Genomic DNA, 20,748 nt, shown 5'->3' on the forward strand with positions numbered 1-20,748 from the left:
TCTCCTCAGAAGGCGGGCCGCGGGACGGAGTCCAGCAGGAGCCGCGTGTACTCGTGCTCCGGCGCGGTCAGCACCCGCGCCGTCGGCCCCGACTCGACGATCCGGCCGCGCCTCATGACGGCCACGTGGTCGGTGACGCAGCCGACCACGGCCAGGTCGTGGGTGATGAACAGGTAGGAGACGTCGCCGGCCGTGCGGATCTCGGCCAGCAGGCCGAGGATCTGCGCCTGGACCGACACGTCGAGCGCGGCCACGGCCTCGTCGAGCACCAGCACCTTGGGCCGTACGGCCAGCGCCCTGGCGATGGCGACGCGCTGCCGCTGCCCGCCCGACAGTTCCCTGGGCATCGCGCGCGCCTCGCGCGGGCCGAGGCCGACCTGCTCGAGCAGCTCGGCCGTCCGCGCCGCGTGCGGTTCGCCGGGAAAGTGCAGCCGCAGCACCTCGGCCAGCGACTCCTCGACGGTGAGGCGCGGGTCGAGCGAACCGAGGGGATCCTGGAAGACGATCTGGATCAGCCTCGCCCGGTCCTTGCGGCCGAGCGAGGCCAGCGGCCGGCCCGCCACCAGCACCGTGCCCGCGTCGGGGCGCTCCAGCCCGAGCAGCAGCCTGGCCGTCGTGGTCTTGCCGGAGCCCGACTCGCCGACCAGGCCGAGCGAGCCGCCCGTCGCCAGGTCGAAGCCGACGTCGTCCACCGCGGTGAACGCGCCGTACCGCTTGCTCAGGCCGCGCACCTCGAGGTCGATGTTCACGGTTCCGCCTTCACACAGGCCACCCCGTCCACCAGGAGCGGGGCGGCGGCCGTACAGGAGTCCATGGCGTGCGGGCAGCGCGGGGCGAACGGGCAGCCGGGCGGCGCCGACAGCAGGTCCGGCGGGCGTCCGGGGATCGGGGGCGGCAGCGTGCCCAGGTCGCTGACGCGCGGCGTGGCCGACAGCAGGCCCTCGGTGTAGGGGTGGCGCGGCTTGGCGAACAGCTGCCGCGTCGGCCCGGTCTCCATGACCCGGCCCGCGTACATGACGTAGACGCGGTCGCAGATCATGGCGGCCAGCTCGAGGTCGTGGGTGATGAAGAGCATCCCGGTCCGCGTCCTGGCGCGCAGCTCGCGCAGCAGCCGGATGATCTCGGCCTGGGTGGTCACGTCCAGCGCGGTGGTCGGCTCGTCGGCCAGCAGCAGCCGAGGTTCGCCCGCCAGGGCCGCCGCGATCACCACCCGCTGGAGCATGCCGCCGGACAGCTCGTGCGGATGCTGGCGCACGTGCCGCTCGGGTTCCGGCAGGCCGACCATGCCCAGCAGCTCGACGGCGCGGGCACGCGCCGCCCTGGCGCCCATCTCCTCACGGAGGATCTCGGCGAGGAAGTCGCCGATCCGCCGGAAGGGGCTGATCGCCGCCCGCGGGTCCTGGTAGATCATCGCGGCCGCGTGGGTCCGGTGGCGGCGCAGCCCCGCCGGCGACATCGACAGCACGTCGGCGCCGTCCATGCGGATCTCGCCCGAGGTCCGCGCGCCCTTCGGCAGCAGGCCGAGAACGGCCCGCGCGGTCAGGGACTTGCCGGACCCCGACTCGCCCACCAGGCCGACGGTCTCGTTCTCGGCCACGGTGAGCGAGATGCGGTCGATCGCCGGGCGGGCGGTGCGCGGCAGCCGTACCGAAAGGTCGTCGATCTCCAGCATGGTCACCTCCTGGAGACGCGGTCGGCGAGGCTCTCACCGACGATGTTGAAGGCGATCACGCTGAGCACGATGGCCATGCCGGGCACGAGGATCGGGCCGAGCGCCCCCTGCAGGACGGCGGACTGGCCCTCGTTGATCATGGCTCCCCAGTCGGCGGCCGGCGGTTGCACACCCAGGCCGAGGAAGGCGAGCCCGGCCAGGTCGAGCAGGGCGTAGCCGAAGTTGATCGTGGACTGGGCGAGGATCACCGGCGCGATGTTCGGCAGCAGGTGGCGCAGGCAGATGGTCAGGCCGCTGAATCCCAGCGCCCGGTAGGCGGCGATGTACGGCCGGCCCATCTCCCCTCGCGCCACGCCGCGCACCATGCGGCCGACGAACGGCGTGTACGCCACGGCGAGGGTGATCACCGGTCCGAGCTGGCCGGGGCCGTACATCGCGACGACCAGCATGGCCAGCAGCAGGCCGGGGAAGGCGAAGACCAGCTCCATCGAGCGCGACAGCGCGGTGTCCATCCAGCCGCCGTGCCAGGCGGCGGCCAGCCCGATCGCGACTCCGAGCACCGTGGACAGGGCCACGACGCCCAGCGGCCCGAGCAGACCCGTCCGCGCGCCGTAGATCACCCTGGAGAGCAGGTCGCGGCCGGAGGCGTCGGCGCCGAGCAGGTGGTCGGCGCTCGGTCCGGCCAGCACCGCCGACAGGTCCACCGCGTCGGGGTCGGCGGGGGCCACCAGCGGCGCCAGCACGGCGGCCACGACCAGCAGCGCGATCACCGCCAGCGCCGCCGTCCGCAGGCCGCCGCCCTTGAGCCGGCCGGTGAGGCCACGCAGGCCGGGTCTGACGACGAGTTGTTCCATCAGGTCCTCGCTCCCAGGCGGACGCGGGGATCGGCCAGCGGCGCCAGCAGGTCCACCACGAGGTTGGTGACCACGAACACCGCCACGGTCAGCAGGGTCAGCGCCTGCACGACGGGGAAGTCCTTGACCGTCACCGAGTACTGCAGCAGCTGGCCCAGGCCGTTGACTCCGAAGGTGGTCTCCACCAGCACGGTCGAGACCAGCAGGCCGGGAACGAGCAGGCCGCCGTAGGTGAGGGTCACGGTCATGGCGCCGCGCAGCACGTGCCGGCGCACGATGGCCCGCTCGGGCACGCCCCGGCCGCGGGCGACCGTGACGTACTCCTGGCCCAGCTGGTCGATCATCGCCGTGCGCGACACCCGGGCCAGCACCCCGGCGAAGGTGAGGGCGAGCGCGACGGCGGGCAGCGTGAGATGGTGCAGCCGGTCGGCCAGGCCCTCGCCCGCGCCGATGGACGGGAACCAGCCGAGGTTCACCGAGAACACCGCGATGAGCACGAACCCCAGCACGAACGAGGGGGTGGCGACCGCGACCGAGCTGCCCACCAGCACCGACTTGTCGACCAGGCCGGGCCTGATCGCGCTCCACACGCCGAACGCCAGGCCGAGGACCATGGTGAGCGCGAAGGCCATGCCGATGAGGGTGAGCGTGACGGGCACGCGGGCGGCGATCAGCCCGCCGACGTCGGAGCGGAACTGCACCGAGCGGCCGAAGTCGCCGGTGAGCACGCCGCCGATCCAGTGCAGGTACTGCACGGGGACCGGGTCGTCGAGCCGGTACTGCGCGCGGATGGCGGCGATGGCCTCCGGCGTGGCCGAACGGCCGCTGAGCAGGAAGCTGGCCGGGTCTCCCGGCGCGAGCTGGAGAGCGCCGAACACCAGGAAGGAGGCCGCCCCCAGGATCGCGGCCATCCCGGCCAGGCGCCGCAGCAGGAAGCGCGCCATCAGCCCGCCGCGCCGATGTCCGCGGCCCACGGGTAGTAGAGGTAGGAGATGCTGGTGGGCGCGCCCGTGATGCGCTTGCCGAGGAACATCACGTTGTCGAGGTCCGCCAGCGGGATCCACGGCAGCTGCGTGGCGACGGTGTCCTGGAGCTTGGCCGTCAGCTGGGCCCGCTTGACCCGGTCGAACTCCACCTGGGCCGCCTCGACGAGCTTGTCGTAGGCGGGGTCGGAGAAGCCGCCGTAGTTCTCGAACTGCCCGGTCTCGAACAGCCCGTACAGCTCCAGCGGGTCGGTCGCCGACAGGTACCAGAACGTCGGGAACAGGTCGATCCCCTTGCGCGCCTCGGGGTCGGAGAACAGCGCGGTGTAGGCGTCGGGGGCGACGGTGCGCACCTCGGCGGACAAGCCGATCTCCTGGGCCGCCGCCTGCACGGCGTTGGAGATCACCGACATCTCGGGACCCGTGTTGGAGGTGCCGATCACGATCTTCTTGCCCTGCGCCCCGGCCTCGGCGATGAGCTTCTTGGCCCCTTCCACGTCCCGCGTGACGGCCGGCGCGGACGGCTTGGCCGCCGCGTTGCGCCAGGACTCGACCGGCCCCGGCACGAGCGAGGGGCTGCTGTAGTCGCCGAAGGCCGCCTTGGCCAGGCCCTGCCTGTCGATGGCCAGCGACAGCGCCCGCCGTACCCGGAGATCGGCGAGCGTGCCGTTCTTGAGGTCGGAGACGATCAGGTTCGCGGTGGTCAGGTTGGGGCCGCCGTAGACGGTCCCGGCACCCGAGGACCGCAGCCGGGCGACGGAGGCGGCCGGCACCATCCAGCTGCCGTCGGCCTCGCCGGTCACCAGGGCGTTGGTCCTGGCGGCCGCGTCGGCCACGAAGGTGAAGGTGACCTTGCCGGCCTTGGCCTTGTCGCCCCAGTAGCCGGCGAAGCGGTCCAGCTGGATCGACTGTCCCTTGGTCCAGGTGCCGAGCTTGAACGGGCCCGTGCAGTCCAGGCCCCCGTCGGCGGTGCCGAACGACTTGCCCTTCGCCTTGAGCGAGGCGGCGCTGGCCACCGTACCGGGGGAGGCGCCCATCTCCAGGTTGAACAGCGCGTCGGGCCTGGTGAACTTGACCGTCACCTCCATCGGGCCGGTCTTGGTGATCGACTCGACGTTGCGGTAGCTGGAGATCCAGTAGGAGCCGATCTTCTCGTCGAGGTGCCGGTTGAGGCTGGCCACCACGTCGTCGGCCGTCAGCTCGGCGCCACTGTGGAACTTCACGCCCTTGCGGATGGTGTAGACGAGCGTCTTGGGGTCGCGCTGCTCGTACTTCTCCGCCAGGCCGGGCTCCTCCTTCAGCTCCGGCGTCCAGCGCATGAGGCTCTCGCAGATGTTGGACAACACCATGTTCTGCGGGTAGTCGAAGGCGTAGACGTAGTCGAGGGTCGGGGGCTCGGCGTAGGAGGCCCAGGTGAAGGCATCGATGTCACCCTTGGGCAGGGGAGTGCCGGAGCTGAGGGTCTTGCCGGGGGAGGGCGTCGCGTTCCCGCCTCCTCCGCCGCACGCGGCGGCCGTCACGGTCAAGGTGAGGACGGCCAGCGCCGTCCACCGTCGTCTGCTCATGAGTCACGCCTTTCTCGCGAGATGTCAGGCCTGGTGGACGAGCCGGCCCTGGACGTAGGTCCTGACGACACGGGTGGCGCCGATCTCCTCGGGCGGTCCGGCGAAGGGGTCGCGGTCCAGCACCACCAGGTCGGCGTCCTTGCCCGCCTCGACCGTGCCGGTGACGTCGTCGAGGTGGTTGATCCAGGCGCTGCCCGCCGTGTAGGCGGTGAGCGCCTGCGCCAGGGTGAGGGCCTGCTGGGGAAGGAACGGCTCGCGGGGCTCGCCCTCGGGCACGGCCCTGTTCACCGCGACGTGCACGCCCCACAGCGGGTTCGGGCTGCTCACCGACCAGTCGCTGCCGGCCACCAGCCGCGCGCCCGCGCGGAGCAGGTCGCCGAAGGGGTACTGCAGGGCCGCCCGCCCGGCCCCGAGGAAGGGGATGGTCAGCTCGTCCATCTGGGGTTCGTGGGCCGCCCAGAGCGGCTGGATGTTGGCGGCGGCGCCGACCTCGGCGAACCTGGGGATGTCGGCGGGGTGCACCACCTGCAGGTGCGCGAGGTGGTGGCGGTTGTCGTTGGCGCCGTTGGCCGCGCGTGCCCCGGTGAGGGCGTCGAGCGCCTCCCTGACCGCGCGGTCGCCGAGGGCGTGGAAGTGGATCTGGAAGCCGAGCGCGTCCAGTTCGCGGACCGCCTCGCGCAGCAGGCCGGGGTCCACGAAGCTGATGCCGCGGTTGGCGGTCGCGCAGCCGCAGCCGTCCAGGTACGGCTCCAGCATCGCCGCGGTGAAGTTCTCCGCGACGCCGTCCTGCATGATCTTGACGGTGGTGGCGTTGAAGCGGCCGACCCGCCCGTTCTCGCGCCGCTCCACCAGGTAGGGGATCTGCTCCAGTCCGCGCTCGCGGTCCCACCACAGCGCGCCGACGACGCGGGCCAGCAGGGTTCCCTCACGGGCGGCGCGCAGGTACACCTCGTAGTTGTCGGGGTTGCCGGGGAAGGCGCCGATCATGGCGTCCTGCCAGGCGGTCACGCCCATCGAGAACAGGTGGGACTGGCCCGCGAGCAGGCCGGCGTAGGCCTCCTCGGCGGTCGCCACCGGCACGTGCTCGCTCACCAGCGTCATGGCGCCCTCGTGGAGGGTGCCCTGCGGGGTGCCGTCGGGCTCGCGCTCGATCCTGCCGTCAACGGGGTCGGGGGTGTCCTTGTCGAGTCCCGCCAGGCGCAGCGCCAGGCTGTTGGCCCAGGCGCCGTGGCCGTCCCTGTTGGTCAGCAGCACCGGCCGGTCGGGCACCACCGTGTCGAGCAGCTGCCTGGTCGGCGTGCCGCCGGGGAAGACGTCCATCGACCAGCCGCCACCGTGGATCCACGCCTTGTCCGGGTGCGCCGCGGCGTAGGCGGCGATCACCGTCAGGTAGCCCTCCACGGTGTGCTCGGCCGACAGGTCGCAACGCAGCATCTGGCCGCCGCCGAAGGCCGGATGCACGTGGGCGTCCTGGAAACCCGCCATGAGCAGCCCGCCGCCGAGGTCCACCACGTCCGTGTCGGGGCCCGCCGTGGCCAGCACCTCCTTCCGGTCGCCGACCCGCAGGACGCGCCCCCCTCCGACCGCGACCGCCGCCTCGATCGGGGCGGCGGTCGTGCCAGTGAAGACCCGCCCCATGAAGATCGTTTCCACCATGACCGCACCTTCCGCTCACGCCGTGTTGGGGAGGAGTGAACGCGAGCGCAACATAGATGTCAACACTGTTGCGCTATCCGGAGACCCAACCGATACACTGGAGCGATCATGGCGAAGACACCTGTGAGGACCAGACGCTCGGGCAGCCAGCTCAGCCGCGAGGCCATCATCGAGGCCAGCCTGCGCATCGCCGCCCGGGGCAGCGGCGACGCGTTCACCGTGCGCCGCCTCGGCGAGGAGCTCGGGGCCGACCCCACGGCCGTCTACCGGCACTTCCGCGACAAGGACGAGCTGCTGCTGTCGGTGGCCGACCGGGTCTACGGCGAGGTCATCGAGAGCGTTCCCGACGGGCTCGGCTGGAAGGACCGGCTGCGGGCGCTGGCCGACGCGTCGCTGCGAATCGGGCTCAAGTATCCGGCCGTCGCCTCCATCACCGGCAGCCGTACCACCCGGCGGATCAACGAGTTCCGCCTGGTCGAGTTCATCCTGGGCGCGGTCGGCGAGGCGGGGCTCGACGGCGCCGACGCCGCGCTGTACTACCGGGCCGTCGCCGACGCCCTCCTGGCGCACGTGGCCCAGGCGGCCGCCTACGCGCTGTTCTCCCCCGAGGTCAGAGCGGGGGACGAGTCGTCATGGGGGCGGGAGTACCGCACGGTCGATCCCGAGCGCTTCCCCCGGATCACCCGCCTGAACGCGGAGCTCGCCGAGATACGCCCGGGACCGGTCTACACCGTCCAGGTGGAGGCCCTGATCGCCGCGATCGAGGCCCGCGCCGCGTCGGCGGCCGGGGCCGCGCCCCGGACCTGAAGCCACGGCGGGGTTCCGTCCGCGGACGCGGACCTGCGAGGCCAGCGTGCCCACGGCGGGGTTCCGTCAGCGGACGCGGACCTGCGAGGCCAGCGTGCCGCCGCCGGACGCCAGCCATCCGGCCGGCACGAACGCGCCGGGGCCGAGGGCGCGGGTGAGCGGCACGCGCACGGTCGTGACACCGCCGTGCGCGACGGTGACCACGCGGCTGCCCGCCGTCCCCTGACCGTCGCGGACGAACAGGTGCGCCGTGCCCGCGGACGCGGCGCGCAGCGTCACCGTCACCGCGTCCCGCCCGGCCACGGCGGAGGTGACCAGGCCGCGCTCGGACGGCCCGGCCGCCGGACCGCCGGCGAGCGGCAGGCCGAGGCGGGCCGCCTGCTCCAGCGACTGCGGCGAGTCCAGGCTGGACAGGCCGGTGTCAGGGATCACCGGGTCGGGCGGGGTGGTCGGCCGCCCCGGCGGCGGCCGATAGCCCGGCAGCGTCACGACGCCCCACCGGTACGGGTCGCCCTGCACGCCGCCCCACGTCGACCAGCCGATCCGGGTCTGGCCGGTCTTGTCCTGGGTGTCGGAGTCGTACACGAGGACGTTCAGCCCGAGATGCCCGGGATCGACGGCGCCCGGCAGGAGCTCCATCGGGATGGCCATCTCCACGGTGTACTGCCCGGCCGACACCTTCGCGGCCACCCGCATCCCCGGAGCGGTCCGCTCGCCCGGCCCCTGACGGTTGTCGGCGTCCCGCTCGAAGCACGGCGGCCCCTCGGCCGTCACCGGCAGCACCGCCGCCTTGAACGTCGTGGAGGTGTTCTCCGACGCGCCGCGCGGGTCGAGGGTCACCTCGACGGCGTCGGTCCGCCAGTGGCGCTTGCAGTCGGCGGCGGGCAGGCGGGTGCCGGTCACGTCGTCGTTCACCTGGACCAGGAGGAACAACGTGTCGTCGCGCCAGGAGAGCTTGGCCGTGCCGGAGCAGTCCGCCGCCGACGCGCACGCGGAGCCTTCCCAGAGGCGTGAGACGTCCAGGGCCGCGCCGGCGTACTCACCGTCGCCCTCGGCGCCGTCGACGACCGGCGCCTCGGCCGCCCGCGGGATGGCCGCCGCCGGCACCAGCTCCAGCGCGGGCCTGCTGACACTGGAGCCGTCCGCGCTGGTCGTGGTGATGGTGTAGGCGTAGTCGCCGCCCTCGTTGGCGGTCTGCAGCGAGGTGTCGGTGTTGGTGACGGTGAACGGCACCGTCGTCGAGGCCCCCGCCGCCAGGCCGGTGTAGGCCGCCTCGGCGCGGTCGGCGGCGAAACCGGCGGGCAGGTCCAGCCGTACGGTGCCGGACCGGACGGTGTCGCTCACGTTGGTGACCACGACGCCCACCTGGCGGGAGCCGCCTGAGGGCAGGGTGAGCACGGGAGTGACCAGGTCGCGCAGCTGCGGCACGCCCGCCTGCGCGGCCCACGTCTCGTACTGGCCGACCTGGGGCAGCGACTGCTGCCCTCCGCGTACGGCGGGGCTGACCTCGACCACCCGGTCGGTGTAGCCGCGGCCCTTCTCGGTGGCCAGCGTCGCGGCCACCCGCGCCCGTTGACCGGGGGCGGCCTCCCGCGGCGGCGTGACGGTGAAGGCGGCCGACCCGGTACGGCCGGCGCCGAGCCCGCCGAGGTCGCCCGACCCGCTGACCCGCCAGCCCTCGGGGACGCGCAGTGTCACCGCCGATCGGCCCAGCGGCTCGCGGGCGGGAGCGGTCGCGGTCACCGTGACGGTGAACGCCGTGCCGGGGCGGACGTCGAAGGTGCCGGCGCGCAGGTCGAGCGAGGTGCCGAGCGGGACCGCGCCGGACGCCCTGACCAGCGCGCCGTCGAGGACCGCCGTCGGCGCGGCGGCCGCCGCGGTGCCCGGCTCGGGGAAGGGCACCCGCGAGTCGACCTGGGTGAAGAAGTCGCAGCCGAGCCGGTCCGGGTCCTGCGGCACGTCGGGGAAGCCGGCCCAGCCCTGGGAGGCGTAGACGCGCTGGGCGTCGCGCTCGATGGCGGCCCAGCTCCGTCCCGCGCTCGGGGAGACGCGCCCGCTCCACACGCCGTACACGTTCTGCGTCGGATCGGCGGGGCGGAACGTCGCGGCGCACCGGGGACCGTTCTGGGCGGTCCCGCGCGCCCGTCCGAGCAGCACGCGAGCGGGCGCGAAGGGGCGCAGCCCCTCACGGGCGAGCTGCTCGGGGAAGGCCAGGGGGTCGGCCGCCGCGTGGAAGGCCTGGACGGCCAGCCGCGCGGCCTGCTGGTGGTTGCCGTGGTTGCCGGGAGAGGGGGCCGGATCCATCGTCAGCAGGATCTCGGGCCTGGTCTGGCGGACGATCCGCACGACCTTCTCCAGCGTGTCGCCGCCCCAGACGCGGTCGGTCAGCGGCGCGCTCACCGTGTAGTAGAAGTCGACGTCGTCGAGGTTGAAGACCTCCCGCACGCCTGCCTTCGCCACCGCCGTACGCTCCTCGGCCTCCCTGAGCAGGCCGAGCGCCGGGCCCTCCTCGGGGCCGACGGCGTTGCCGCCGCCCTCGCCCCTGGTGACGGTGACGACGCCGGCGCGGACGCCGTGGTCCTCCTTCCACTGCCCGAGCGTCGAGAGGGTGAAGGCCTCGTCGTCGGGATGGGCGCCGACGAACAGCACGTCGAGATCGGCACGCGTCCCACCCGAGGCGGCGGCCTCGGCCCCGCCCGGGGTGGCGGGCTCGGTCCCGCCCGGGGTGGCGGGCCCGGTGCCGGCCTGCGCGGCGGGGTGCGTCACGGAGCCGGGCGGGGCGGGGTGAGCGTGGGAGCCCGCCGGGGCGGCCGAGCCCAGCGCGGGTACGGCCGGCGCCAGCGCCAGCAGCACCGCGACGGCCAGCACGCCCAGGCGATCCCCCGGCCGCGCGGCCCGCCAGGACGCGGTCGAGGGAGTCACCGTCCGCGAAGACGCGGAATGTATGGCCACCGCCCGGGGAGGCGCGGGAGGCGGGCACACCGCTCGCGGAGGCGTGGAAGGCGGAGACGCCTGCGGAGGCGCGGGCAGCGGATGCTCGGCGCGTGGAGGCGTGGAAGGCGGAGACGCCTGCGGAGGTGCGGGCAGCGGATGCTCGGCGCGCGGAGGCGCGGAAGGTGAGGGCTCGGCGCGCGGAGGTGCGGGGGCCGGGGGAGGAGCGGGAGGGGTGGGTCGCGGGTGCTGCGGATGGCGCATGGAACCTCCGGGATTACTCGCGGACCGCCCCCTGGAGCAGCCCGCGGATGAAATGGCGCTGGAGGAACAGGTAGAAGATCACGACGGGTGTGGCGACGATGACCGAGCCGGCGGCGAGGAGCGTGAAGCCGGAGGTGTACTGGCCCTGGAAGAAGGCCAGCCCGAGCGGCGCGGTACGCAGCGACTCCGAGGTCACCATGATCAGCGGGATGAGGAACTCGTTCCACGTCCACATGAAGACCAGGACGGTCAGGGTGACGATGGCGGGCCGGGCCGGTGGCACCAGCACCTGCCACAGGATCCGCCAGACCGAGGCGCCGTCGATGCGGGCGGCCTCGACGATCGCGCGGCTGCCGGTGCGGAAGTAGGCCCGCATCCAGAACGTCCCGAACGCCACCGACAGCGCCGCCTGCGGCAGCGCGACCGACCAGAAGGTGTCGGTCAGGCCGAGCGCGCGCAGGTCGTAGTAGAGCGGTACGGCGATGGCCTCGCTCGGCATCATGATCCCGAGCAGGAACAGGTAGAACAGCACCGACCGGCCGCGGAAGCGCATCGTGCCGAACGCGTACCCGCTCATGATCGACAGGACGACGCTGACGACCACGACGAACGACGACACCGCGAGGCTGGTGGCCAGGTAGGTGCCGAAGCGGCCGACCTCCCACGCCGCCGCGAAGTTCCCGACGTGCAGCCCGGCCACGCTGAACCGCTGCCCGTCCGCTCCGGCGGCGTCGTCGGGGCCCAGCGCCGCCGACAGGATCGTCACCACGGGTCCCAGCGCGAACGCGGCGAACGCCAGCAGGATGACGTAGTTGGCCAGCCGTTCCCCGCGAGAGATCACGAGACACCCCTGTCGGCGAACCGGTTGATCACGAACGAGATCGCGAAGATGACGGCGGTGAGGGTGACCCCGACCGCCGCCGCCGAGCCGACCTGGCCGAGCTCGAAGGCCCGATGGTAGACCTCGTACGACGGCACCGCCGTCGAGTCGCCCGGCCCGCCGCGCGTGGTGACGTACACCAGGTCGAACGTCCGCAGCGCGGCGATCACGGTCAGGGTGAGCGCGACCGCGATCTCCCCGCGCACCGAGGGCAGCGTGACGGTGAAGAACTCCCTGACCGCGCCGGCCCCGTCCAGCCTGGCCGCCTCGTACAGCTCCACGGGGATGCGGCTCATCCCGGCCAGCAGCAGCACGGTCACCAGGCCGGTCTCGAACCACGTGCCGACCACGCCGACCGCCGGCAGCGCGAAGGCGTGGTCGCCCAGCCAGCCCCTGGTGAGCGCGTCGAGCCCGAGCGCGCCGAGCAGGTCGTTGAGCGTGCCGTCGGGCGCGTAGACGCGCCGCCAGGCGACGGCCACCACGACCATGGCGACCACCTGGGGCAGGAACACCACCGTGCGGAAGAAGGCCAGCCCGCGCACCTTGGCGTGGTTCAGTATCGCGGCCAGCGTCAGCCCGATCGCCAGCGGCGCCAGCGCGTAGAAGACGATGAGGACCAGGGCGTGGGCGAAGGCGGCCCGCAGCCCCTCGTCCGCGACGATCGCGGCGTAGTTGTCCAGCCCCGCCCACCTGCCGGGGGTCAGGCCGTCCCACTCGAACAGCGACAGGTGCGCCGCCCGCGCGATCGGATAGAGCAGGAACGCCGCGTAGACCGCCAGGGCGGGCAGCAGGTAGAGGTAGGCGATCCCGCGCGGCTCCCCGGGCGGACCTCCCGGGCGCCTGGGGGCGGGCCGGGACCGGGTCACGGCCGCCTCCGGACGCCCTGACCCGGGAGCGCGCGCGGACGAGAGCGGCGTGGCCATGAGCTCGCGGTCACTCGTTGCTTTCGGCGAACGTCTTGTAGTCCTTCTCCAGCGTGGCCAGGAACTCCTGCGGGGCGACCTTTTCGGCCAGCAGGTCCTGCAGCGCCGCGCCGAGCGTGTCGGCGAAGGTCGGGGTGGCGTAGTCGAGGTAGGGCACCAGGCCGTTGCGCTCGGTGACGGCGCCGAACGCGGTGAACATGTCCTGCTGCGCGCCGGCCCCGACGCCGTCCTGCCGGGTGGCGTCGGCGATCGGCAGCAGGCCGTTGGCGGTGAGCACCTTCATGGCCTCGGCGCTGGTGAGGAAGTCGATGTAGGCCGCCGCCGCGTCGGGGTGGGGGCTCTTGGCCGTGATCGCGAACGGCAGGCCGGTGCCGCCGGTCGCCACGGGCGGCGTGCCGGGCGGCCGGACGAAGCCCAGGTCCTTGCCCATGACCTTCTGCAGGTCGGCGACCAGCCAGCTGCCGCCGATCAGGAAGACGCCCTGGCCCTTGCCGAACGCCTGCCAGGCGGCGTCGTAGCCCTGGCCGTTGAAGCCCTTGGCGAAGTAGCCCTTGTCGACCCAGTCGACGAGCTGCTCGGCGGCCTTCAGGTTCTCCGGGGTGGTCCACGAGGCGCCCTTGCGGCCGAAGCCCAGCGAGGTGATCTTGGGGGCGGACACGTGCCGTGCCTGCACGGTGCCGAACACGTGGACGGCCGGCCACTTGTCGAGGTTGCCCAGCTGGAGCGGCACCTCGCCGGCGGCCTTGGCCGTGGCCAGCGCGGCGTCGAACTCCTCCCACGTCGTCGGCGGGCGCAGGCCGAGCCTGGCCAGCTTGGCGGCGTTGTACAAGATGCCGACGACCTCGCCGACCTGCGGCATGCCGTACAGGTCGCCGGTGCCGAAGATCTTGCCGTCGGGGGTGTAGCTCACGTACTGCAGGACCGACGGGGAGTAGCGCTTCCTCCACCCGTAGGCCTCGGCGTAGGCGTCCAGCGGGCGCAGCTGGCCCGCTTTCACGAACGCCCCCATCTGGGCGCGGCCGTTGTTGGCCTGCACCACGTCCGGCGGCTGGTTGCCGCTCAGCGCCAGCCGCAGCGTGGTGTTGAGGTCGTCGAAGGAGCGGGAGACCCGGTTGAGCGTGATGTTGGGGTACTTCTTCTCGAACGCGGCGTTGAGCTGCTTGATCTGGGCGGCCTGCCCGCCGCGGACCTCCTGGTCCCAGACGGTGAGCGTCACGGGGCCGAGGGCCGCGGCGTCGGTGCGCACAGCCGAGGCGGGCTGGGCAGGGGCGGGCGGTGCCGAGGAGCCGGGCGCGCACGCGGCCACGGTGAGGGCCAGGACCGCGGCACCGGCGACGAGGACGGCACGCGTCACGGCGCCGCGCGGCTCGCGCCCGCGCGCTGTTCGCGTCGTGGAGATCATGGGTTACTCCTTGTGGGCAGGCACGGGCGGCGTGTCCGGGTCCGCCGGTGGTCCCGCGTTGGCCTCAGGGCCCGGGTCCGCCGGTGGTCCTTCGGCGGCCTCGGGCGGCGTGTCCGGGTCCGCCGGTGGTCCCGTGGCGGCCTCAGGGTCCGGATCGACCGGTGGTCCCGTGGCGGCCTCGGGGCCCCGATCCGCCGGCGGTCCCGTGGCGGCCTCGGGCGGGGGAGCGACCATGCCCAGGTCGGCGTGCCTGGCGATGGTGGCCACGGCCCGGCGCACCGCGCCCATCGGGACGGTCGGCACCAGCCGGTCGAGGAAGCGGTAACGGCGGGCCAGCGACTCGGCGTAGGCGCCGCCGTGCCCGGCTCTCGCCCGTGCCGCGTGCCACCAGTCGGCGATGTCCCCCCAGCCCGGCGCGGCCAGCGACCCGCCGAACTGCTGGACGGCCAGCGCCGCGCAGAGGCCGGCGAAGGCCAGCCGGTCGGCCAGCGGCCAGCGGCACAGGGTGCCGAGCACCAGGCCGGCGCCGAACACGTCACCCGCGCCGGTCGGGTCGAGGGCGGTCACCCGGGGGGCGGGCACGTAGGCCTCCTCGCCGGACAGGGAGTCGATGGCCATGGCGCCGTTGGCCCCGTCGGTGACCACGGCGAGCGGCACCAGGTCGGCGATCGCGTACAGGGCGTCGCGCGGGGTGTCGGTGCCGGTGTAGGCCGTCGCCTCGACCGCGTTGGGCATGAACGCGTGGCAGATCGTCAGCTGGTCCAGCAGTTCGGGACGCCACGTGCCCGAGGGGTCCCAGCCCACGTCGGCGAAGATGAGCGCGCCTTCGCGGTGGGCCCGCTCGGCCCAGTTGCCCTCGCCGAGCGGCTCGTCGCTGGCGAGCGCCGCGATCACCGCTCTGGACGGCGGCGGCGTGCCGATCATCTGCGTCGCCGGCATCGGCGCGGGGTGGCCGTGGGTCACCATGCTGCGGTCGCGGTCGACGGCCATGGAGACCGTCACCGGCGAGTGCCAGTGCGCGAAGCGCCGTGACCTGGACAGGTCGACCGACTCCTGTTCCGCCAGTGTGCGCCAGCAGAAGTCGGCGTAGTCGTCGTCACCGAACGCGGCGGCCAGCGAGGTGCGCAGGCCCAGCCTGCTGGTCGCGATGGCGAGGTTGGCGATGCCGCCGGGGCAGGAACCCATGCCCTCGGCCCAGATCTCGGTGCCGGAGACGGGCATCGAGGGCAGGCCGGTGAAGACGATGTCGAGGAAGACCGTGCCCGCTAAGAAGACGTCGAACCGTGGCCCCTCAGGGGTGCGCTGATCGGCGAGAGGGTCGTACGCCTGGACAGACACGGGAATGAGTCCTCCTCGACAGACCGTCTTGTGCGCAATCTTGCATGTTTCCTCGAGCACATCAAGTGCTTTGTGCGGCAAGCTGGTCAATGTTGCTCACTCATGCGCGTAAATGACTGATATGATCCCCCCGTGCTCCAGCACCTCAGGCATGCGGAGATCATGCGCCGGGTCCGCCTCGCCGGTGCCACCAGCGTGCTCGATCTCGCCAGGCAGCTCGGCGTCAGCCCGTCCACCATCCGCAGGGACCTTGAGGTGCTCGACCGCGACGGCACGCTGCGGCGCGTGCGCGGGGGCGCGCTCGCCGACGTCGACGCCGACGACGACCGCCCCTTCGCCGAGATGGCCGCGGTCGACGAGCGGGACAAGGAGGCGGTCGCCGTCCGCGCCGCGCGGATGGTGCACGAGGGCGACGTGGTCCTGCTCGACATCGGCACCACCACCATGCGCCTGGCCCGCCGGCTGCGCGGGCGCCGCGTCACGGTGGTCACCTCCAGCCTGGCCGTCCTCGACGTGCTGCGCACCGACACCGAGGTCGAGGTGCTGCTGCTCGGCGGCATGGTCCGCCGGGCCTACCACTCGCTGGTCGGGGTGCTGACCGAGGCGGCGCTGAGCCAGATCTGCGCCGACCACGTCTTCCTCGGCGCCAGCGGCGTCCGGCCGGACGGCCAGCTCGTCGACACCACGCTCGCCGAGGTGCCGCTGAAGCGCGCCATGATCGCGGCGGGCGAGCGCGTGGTGCTCCTGGCCGACCGGCACAAGTTCCCCGGCACCGGCGCCCTGCGGGTGTGCGGCCCCGAGGACATCGACGTGATCGTCACGAACGAGGGCGCCGACGAGAGGACGCTGCGCGCCTGCGCGGCGGCGGGCACGGAGGTGGTGCTCGCGTGATCGTCGCCGCCGCGCGCGAGCCCCTGCCGAGACCGGGCGGCGGACGGGGAGCGCGATGAAACTGGCCGTTCTGGGCGGCGGAGGCTTCCGGGTGCCCCTCGTGTACGGCGCGCTCCTGCGCGACACCGCCACCCCGCGGGTGGAGGAGGTGGTCCTGCACGACGTGTCGGAGGAGCGGCTGGCGGCCATCCGGCACGTGCTCGACCAGCTCGCCGCCGGACACGACCGCCCGCCCAAGGTGTGGGCCACCACGGACCTGGACGCCGCGCTGCGCGAGGCCGCCTTCGTCTTCTCGGCGATCCGGGTGGGCGGGCTGGCGGGCCGTACGGCCGACGAGCGGGTCGCGCTCGACCTCGGCGTGCTGGGCCAGGAGACGACCGGGCCAGGCGGCATCGCCTTCGGCCTGCGCACCGTGCCGGTGGCGGTGCGGGTGGCCGAGCGGGTGGCCGCTCTGGCCCCGGACGCCTGGGTCATCAACTTCACCAACCCGGCCGGAATGATCACCGAGGCCATGCAGGGGGTGCTCGGGGACCGCGTGGTCGGCATCTGCGACTCCCCGATCGGGCTGGTCAGGCGCGCCGCCGCCGCCCTCGGGCTCGATCCGGCGCGGGTGTCGCCCGACTACGTGGGGCTCAACCACCTGGGCTGGCTGCGCGGCCTCACCCATGACGGCCGCGACGTGCTGCCGGACCTGCTCGCCGACGACGCCGCGCTGCGCCGGGTGGAGGAGGCCAGGATCTTCGGCGGCGACTGGGTGCGCACCCTCGGCGCGCTGCCCAACGAGTACCTGTACTACTACTACTTCACCCGCGAGTCGGTCGCCGCGCTCCGCGGCGCCGCGCACACCCGTGGCGAGGCCCTGCTCGGGCAGCAGGACCGGTTCTACGCGGCGGTGCGCGAGCGGCCCGAGCACGCCCTCGCCGCCTGGGGCAGGGCGCGCAGGGAACGCGACGCGACGTACATGGCCGAGGCCCGCGACGCCACCGCCGCCGGCGAGCGCGACGTCGCCGACCTGGAGGCGGGCGGGTACGAGGGCATCGCGCTCGCCCTCATGGCCGCCATCGCGCGGGGGGAGCCCTCCACCATGATCCTCAACGTCCGCAACGGCTCCGCGGTGCCGGGCCTGCCCGAGGAGGCGGTCGTCGAGATCCCCTGCCTGGTCACCGGTGCCGGGATCCGGCCGCTGGCCACCCGCCCGCTGCCCGGCCGGTTCCTGGGGCTCGTGCAGCAGGTCAAGGCGGTCGAGCAGACCGCCATCGCGGCCGCCCTGTCCGGCTCGGCCCGCCTGGCCGTCGCGGCGTTCGCGCTGCATCCCCTGGTCGATTCGGTGGCCACGGCACGCGCGCTGCTGGACGGCTACCGCGCCCGCATCCCCGAGCTGGCCGCCGTCCTGCCCGGTCCGGTCTGACGCCGCGTCCGCATCCCCGAGCCGGCCGCTGTCCCCGGTTCGGTCCGGCGCCCGCGTCTCCCTTCCCCGGCGCCGTCGAAAGCCCGCCGTTCCCGAGGTTCGCGTTCCGGCGAATTCCCGTGGCGGCGCGTGTCGGTCCGGCCGGTTCCCGTTCGTCGGTGAGGCGAACAGCCTTCAGCGAAGGGGAACCCGATGAACGACATCAGGGCGGCCGTCGCCGCCGAACGCCGCGACCTCGCGGACGTGCTCGCCGGCCTGTCGGACCGGCAGTGGGACCAGCCCAGCCTGTGCGCGGGATGGCGGGTACGGGAGGTGGCGGCCCATATGACCACGCCCTTCCGTTACTCGCTGCCGAAGGTGGTGCTCGGCCTGCTCGCCGCCCGCGGCGACTTCAACAGGGCGGCCGACCGGTTCGCCAGGCGTGACGCGGGCACGATGACGCCGCGGCAGCTCACCGCCTCGTTGCGCGACAACGCGACCCACCCCTGGAAGCCCCCGGGCGGTGGCCACGAGGGCGCGCTGAGCCACGACGTGATCCACGGCCTGGACATCACCGTCGCGCTGGGCCTGGACCGGAAGGTGCCCGAGGAGCGGCTCAGGCCCGCCCTGCCGGTCAGCGCGTCCGACAGGGGCGTGCTGTTCTTCAAGGTCGACCTCGCCGGCGTCGAGTTCCGCGCCGACGACCTCGACTGGACCTTCGGGACGGGCACGCCGGTCCACGGCTCGGCACAGGACCTGCTGCTGGCGATCTGCGGCAGGAAGCTGCCGCCCGGCAGGCTGCGCGGCGCCCCGGCGGCACGCTTCACCCGCGCCTGACCGGAACGCCGCCACACCCGGCGCTCCGCGTCACGAGCCGGGTCCGGCCAGGGTCCGCGTCACGAGCCGGCGGTCCGGTCAAGGTCCGCGTCACGCGTCGGTAGTCCGGCCGGGGTCCGCGTCACGAGCTGGCGGTCCGCGTCACGAGCGGTCCGGTCGGGTCCGCGTCACGAACCGGTCCGGTCGGGTCCGCGTCACGCGTCGGCGGTCCGGCCGGGGGCGGCGGCGGGCCGGGCCCCGCTGTCGGCGTCGAGTTCCGCCCGCCACGGCGGTTCGGCGCCCACGCGGGTACAGGTCAGCGCGGCCACGTGCTGGGCCTGGTCGAGCGCCGCCGCCAGCGGGCCGGCGGGCAGGGCGGCCAGCCGGTCGCGCGCCAGCGCGCCGCCCTCGGCGAGCGCGGCCAGCAGACCGGACATGAACGCGTCTCCCGCCCCGACCGTGTCGGCCACCCGCACCTGCCGGCCGGGCAGGTCGACCGGCCCTTCCGGCCCGAGCGCGTGCACACCCGCGGCCCCGCGCGTCACGACGACGACGGCGGGCCCGCGCTCCCGCCAGCGGGCCGCGACGCTCTCGACCGGCTCGCCGGGGGTCAGCCAGGCCAGGTCGTCGGAGCTGATCTTGACCAGGTCGACCAGGCCGATCCAGCGATCCAGCCGCGCGCGCAGGGCGGCCGGATCGCGGGCCAGCCGGGGCCGCAGGTTCGGGTCGAAGGCGAGGGTGCGCCGCGAGCGCTCCTGCCGCAGCAACGCCTCCAATGTGTCGCCCATGGCCGGTACGGCAAGCGCGAGCGACCCGCTGACGTGCACGCAGGCCGTACCGGCCGGTAGCTCCGGTGGCAGGTCGGCGGGCTGCCAGGCGCCGTCGGCGCTGCCCGTGACGTAGAAGGTGTATTCGGCGCCGCGCTCCGGCCCGAGGGTGACCACGGCCAGCGTCGTCGGCTCGCCCGCCGGGACGGCGAGGCTCAGGTCGACACGGGAGTCCGTCAGGTGCGCCCGCAGGAGCCGGCCGAACCCGTCGTCGGCGAGCCGGGCGAGCATGGCGACGGCGACGCCGAGCCGGCCGAGGCCCACGGCGACGTTGGCCGGGCTGCCCCCCGGCCGGGCGACGAAGCAGCCGTCCCGCCGCGGCACCAGGTCGACCAGCGCCTCACCACAGGCCACGATCACGCGTCCGGCTCCTCTCCTGGTGCCTGGTGGTCAGGTGGACAGCCGCTGCCCGGTGACAGCGGAGAAGAGCCGCTCCTTGCCCGGCTGGATCCGCAGGCGGACCACCTGGCCCTTGGCGGGCGGCGCGTTCGGGTCCACGCGCGCGATGACCGTCCGGTCGCGCAGCGCCGGGTCGGTCGTGTCGGCGTACTGGCCGTAGAGGAAGGCGTCCGAGCCGAGCTCCTCGACGACCGTGACCGAGATCGGGAAGGTCGGCTGCTCGCCGTTCGTCTCCCCCTCGCCGACCACGTCGACGGCCTCGGGCCGGAAGCCGACGATGACGCGCTCGCTGCTCTCCTCCTTGAGCAGCTTGAGCGTCTCGCGGCTCAGCCGGATGCGCATCTCGCCCAGGACCGCCTCGTCGCCTTCGACGCCGTACTCGGCCAGGTTCATCGCCGGGGAGCCGATGAAGCCCGCGACGAAGACGTTGGCCGGGTGCTGGTACAGCGCCAGCGGTGTGTCGACCTGCTGGAGCACCCCGTCCTTCAGGACGGCCACCCTGTCGCCCATCGTCATGGCCTCGACCTGGTCGTGGGTCACGTAGACGGTCGTGACGCCGAGCCGGCGCTGCAGGGCGGCGATCTGGGTGCGGGTCTGCACCCTCAGCTTGGCGTCCAGGTTGGACAGCGGCTCGTCCATGAGGAACACCTTCGGCTCGCGGACGATCGCCCGGCCCATGGCCACGCGCTGCCGCTGACCGCCGGACAGCGCCTTGGGCTTGCGGTCGAGGAAGTCCTCCAGGTCCAGCAGCTTGGCCGCCTCGCGGACCCGCCGGTCACGTTCCTCCTTCGGCGTCTTCATCACCCTCAGGGCGAACCCCATGTTGTCGGCCACCGACATGTGGGGATAGAGGGCGTAGTTCTGGAACACCATCGCGATGTCCCGGTCACGCGGCGGCAGGTTGGTGACCTCCCGGTCACCGATGCTGATGTGCCCGCCGTCGACCCGCTCGAGACCCGCCAGCATGCGCAGGGAGGTGGACTTCCCGCATCCTGACGGGCCGACGAGGACCAGGAACTCGCCGTCGGTGATGTCGAGGTCGAGGGCGTCCACCGCGGGCCTGGTGGATCCGGGGTAGACGCGGGTCGCCTCGTCGTAGACAACTCTGGCCATCGGTGTCTCCTTAGTCGGCGCCGAGCCGGTGGCGGCCTGG

17 protein-coding genes are annotated in these 20,748 nt (G+C 73.6%); 4 read left to right on the plus strand and 13 right to left on the minus strand.

What is annotated here, in order from left to right; genetic code table 11:
* Window positions 1-5: 5 nt before the first annotated feature.
* From ACWDLG_RS11875 to ACWDLG_RS11900, 6 genes are read right to left on the minus strand one after another with little or no spacing between them, the layout of a single operon-like run.
* The gene (locus ACWDLG_RS11875) at window positions 6-749 is read right to left on the minus strand and encodes an ABC transporter ATP-binding protein (RefSeq protein WP_354908036.1); all 744 of its coding nucleotides are present in this window, start codon (window positions 747-749) and stop codon (window positions 6-8) included.
* Window positions 746-1,672 (minus strand): ABC transporter ATP-binding protein, encoded by a 927-nt coding sequence (locus tag ACWDLG_RS11880; RefSeq protein ID WP_354908038.1) that lies wholly within the window; start codon window positions 1,670-1,672, stop codon window positions 746-748. Before ACWDLG_RS11880 ends, ACWDLG_RS11875 begins: the two co-directional genes overlap by 4 nt.
* 2 nt (window positions 1,673-1,674) lie before the next feature.
* The gene (locus ACWDLG_RS11885) at window positions 1,675-2,526 is read right to left on the minus strand and encodes an ABC transporter permease (protein WP_449918772.1); all 852 of its coding nucleotides are present in this window, start codon (window positions 2,524-2,526) and stop codon (window positions 1,675-1,677) included.
* Window positions 2,526-3,500: an ABC transporter permease gene (locus tag ACWDLG_RS11890; RefSeq protein ID WP_449918774.1), complete on the minus strand. Its 975-nt coding sequence runs from the start codon at window positions 3,498-3,500 to the stop codon at window positions 2,526-2,528. The genes ACWDLG_RS11885 and ACWDLG_RS11890 overlap by 1 nt, the downstream gene beginning before the upstream one ends.
* Window positions 3,470-5,074, minus strand: a complete 1,605-nt coding sequence (locus ACWDLG_RS11895) for an ABC transporter substrate-binding protein (protein ID WP_449918777.1) — start codon at window positions 5,072-5,074, stop codon at window positions 3,470-3,472. Before ACWDLG_RS11895 ends, ACWDLG_RS11890 begins: the two co-directional genes overlap by 31 nt.
* A gap of 24 nt (window positions 5,075-5,098) precedes the next feature.
* Complete coding sequence (locus ACWDLG_RS11900; protein ID WP_449918779.1) at window positions 5,099-6,730, minus strand: amidohydrolase; 1,632 nt, start codon at window positions 6,728-6,730, stop codon at window positions 5,099-5,101.
* A 108-nt stretch (window positions 6,731-6,838) separates the two neighbouring features.
* Here ACWDLG_RS11900 and ACWDLG_RS11905 point away from each other — a divergent pair, with 108 nt between their 5' ends.
* Window positions 6,839-7,537, plus strand: coding sequence for a TetR/AcrR family transcriptional regulator (locus ACWDLG_RS11905; protein WP_449918781.1), 699 nt, complete (start codon window positions 6,839-6,841; stop codon window positions 7,535-7,537).
* A 66-nt stretch (window positions 7,538-7,603) separates the two neighbouring features.
* Here ACWDLG_RS11905 and ACWDLG_RS11910 read toward each other — a convergent pair whose 3' ends face one another.
* From ACWDLG_RS11910 to ACWDLG_RS11930, 5 genes are all read right to left on the minus strand, one after another.
* Window positions 7,604-10,459 (minus strand): sugar-binding protein, encoded by a 2,856-nt coding sequence (locus ACWDLG_RS11910; protein WP_449918783.1) that lies wholly within the window; start codon window positions 10,457-10,459, stop codon window positions 7,604-7,606.
* A 286-nt stretch (window positions 10,460-10,745) separates the two neighbouring features.
* Window positions 10,746-11,573, minus strand: a complete 828-nt coding sequence (locus ACWDLG_RS11915) for a carbohydrate ABC transporter permease (protein WP_449918786.1) — start codon at window positions 11,571-11,573, stop codon at window positions 10,746-10,748.
* On the minus strand, window positions 11,570-12,478 hold the full coding sequence (locus ACWDLG_RS11920; protein ID WP_449918788.1) for a carbohydrate ABC transporter permease: 909 nt from the start codon (window positions 12,476-12,478) through the stop codon (window positions 11,570-11,572). Before ACWDLG_RS11920 ends, ACWDLG_RS11915 begins: the two co-directional genes overlap by 4 nt.
* Before the next feature lie 67 nt (window positions 12,479-12,545).
* Entirely contained in the window at window positions 12,546-13,937 is a 1,392-nt protein-coding gene (locus ACWDLG_RS11925) for an extracellular solute-binding protein (RefSeq protein WP_449918789.1), read from the minus strand.
* Window positions 13,938-13,940: 3 nt separating this feature from the next.
* Window positions 13,941-15,275, minus strand: a complete 1,335-nt coding sequence (locus ACWDLG_RS11930) for a PfkB family carbohydrate kinase (protein ID WP_449918792.1) — start codon at window positions 15,273-15,275, stop codon at window positions 13,941-13,943.
* 132 nt (window positions 15,276-15,407) lie between these two features.
* Here ACWDLG_RS11930 and ACWDLG_RS11935 point away from each other — a divergent pair, with 132 nt between their 5' ends.
* The 3 genes from ACWDLG_RS11935 (at window position 15,408) to ACWDLG_RS11945 (ending at window position 18,390) form a co-directional block, all read left to right on the plus strand.
* Complete coding sequence (locus ACWDLG_RS11935) at window positions 15,408-16,166, plus strand: DeoR/GlpR family DNA-binding transcription regulator (protein ID WP_449918795.1); 759 nt, start codon at window positions 15,408-15,410, stop codon at window positions 16,164-16,166.
* Between the two features lie 55 nt (window positions 16,167-16,221).
* The gene (locus ACWDLG_RS11940; protein WP_449918797.1) at window positions 16,222-17,574 is read left to right on the plus strand and encodes a 6-phospho-beta-glucosidase; all 1,353 of its coding nucleotides are present in this window, start codon (window positions 16,222-16,224) and stop codon (window positions 17,572-17,574) included.
* Window positions 17,575-17,766: 192 nt separating this feature from the next.
* Window positions 17,767-18,390: a maleylpyruvate isomerase family mycothiol-dependent enzyme gene (locus ACWDLG_RS11945; protein ID WP_449918799.1), complete on the plus strand. Its 624-nt coding sequence runs from the start codon at window positions 17,767-17,769 to the stop codon at window positions 18,388-18,390.
* A gap of 194 nt (window positions 18,391-18,584) precedes the next feature.
* Here the strand turns inward: ACWDLG_RS11945 and ACWDLG_RS11950 are convergent, their stop codons facing one another.
* Complete coding sequence (locus tag ACWDLG_RS11950; protein ID WP_449918802.1) at window positions 18,585-19,556, minus strand: carbohydrate kinase family protein; 972 nt, start codon at window positions 19,554-19,556, stop codon at window positions 18,585-18,587.
* A gap of 30 nt (window positions 19,557-19,586) precedes the next feature.
* Window positions 19,587-20,708 (minus strand): ABC transporter ATP-binding protein, encoded by a 1,122-nt coding sequence (locus ACWDLG_RS11955; protein WP_449918804.1) that lies wholly within the window; start codon window positions 20,706-20,708, stop codon window positions 19,587-19,589.
* Between the last annotated feature and the right edge of the window lie 40 nt (window positions 20,709-20,748).

This window comes from Nonomuraea sp. NPDC003727 (assembly GCF_053586935.1).

Excerpts from the sequence above, each read along its gene's own strand:
- ACWDLG_RS11880 (WP_354908038.1), bottom strand. The coding sequence starts at position 1,672 with ATGCTGGAGATCGACGACCTTTCGGTACGGCTGCCGCGCACCGCCCGC.
- ACWDLG_RS11885 (WP_449918772.1), bottom strand. The coding sequence starts at position 2,526 with ATGGAACAACTCGTCGTCAGACCCGGCCTGCGTGGCCTCACCGGCCGG.
- ACWDLG_RS11895 (WP_449918777.1), bottom strand. The coding sequence starts at position 5,074 with ATGAGCAGACGACGGTGGACGGCGCTGGCCGTCCTCACCTTGACCGTG.
- ACWDLG_RS11900 (WP_449918779.1), bottom strand. The coding sequence starts at position 6,730 with ATGGTGGAAACGATCTTCATGGGGCGGGTCTTCACTGGCACGACCGCC.
- ACWDLG_RS11905 (WP_449918781.1), top strand. The coding sequence starts at position 6,839 with ATGGCGAAGACACCTGTGAGGACCAGACGCTCGGGCAGCCAGCTCAGC.
- ACWDLG_RS11925 (WP_449918789.1), bottom strand. The coding sequence starts at position 13,937 with ATGATCTCCACGACGCGAACAGCGCGCGGGCGCGAGCCGCGCGGCGCC.
- ACWDLG_RS11940 (WP_449918797.1), top strand. The coding sequence starts at position 16,222 with ATGAAACTGGCCGTTCTGGGCGGCGGAGGCTTCCGGGTGCCCCTCGTG.
- ACWDLG_RS11945 (WP_449918799.1), top strand. The coding sequence starts at position 17,767 with ATGAACGACATCAGGGCGGCCGTCGCCGCCGAACGCCGCGACCTCGCG.
- ACWDLG_RS11955 (WP_449918804.1), bottom strand. The coding sequence starts at position 20,708 with ATGGCCAGAGTTGTCTACGACGAGGCGACCCGCGTCTACCCCGGATCC.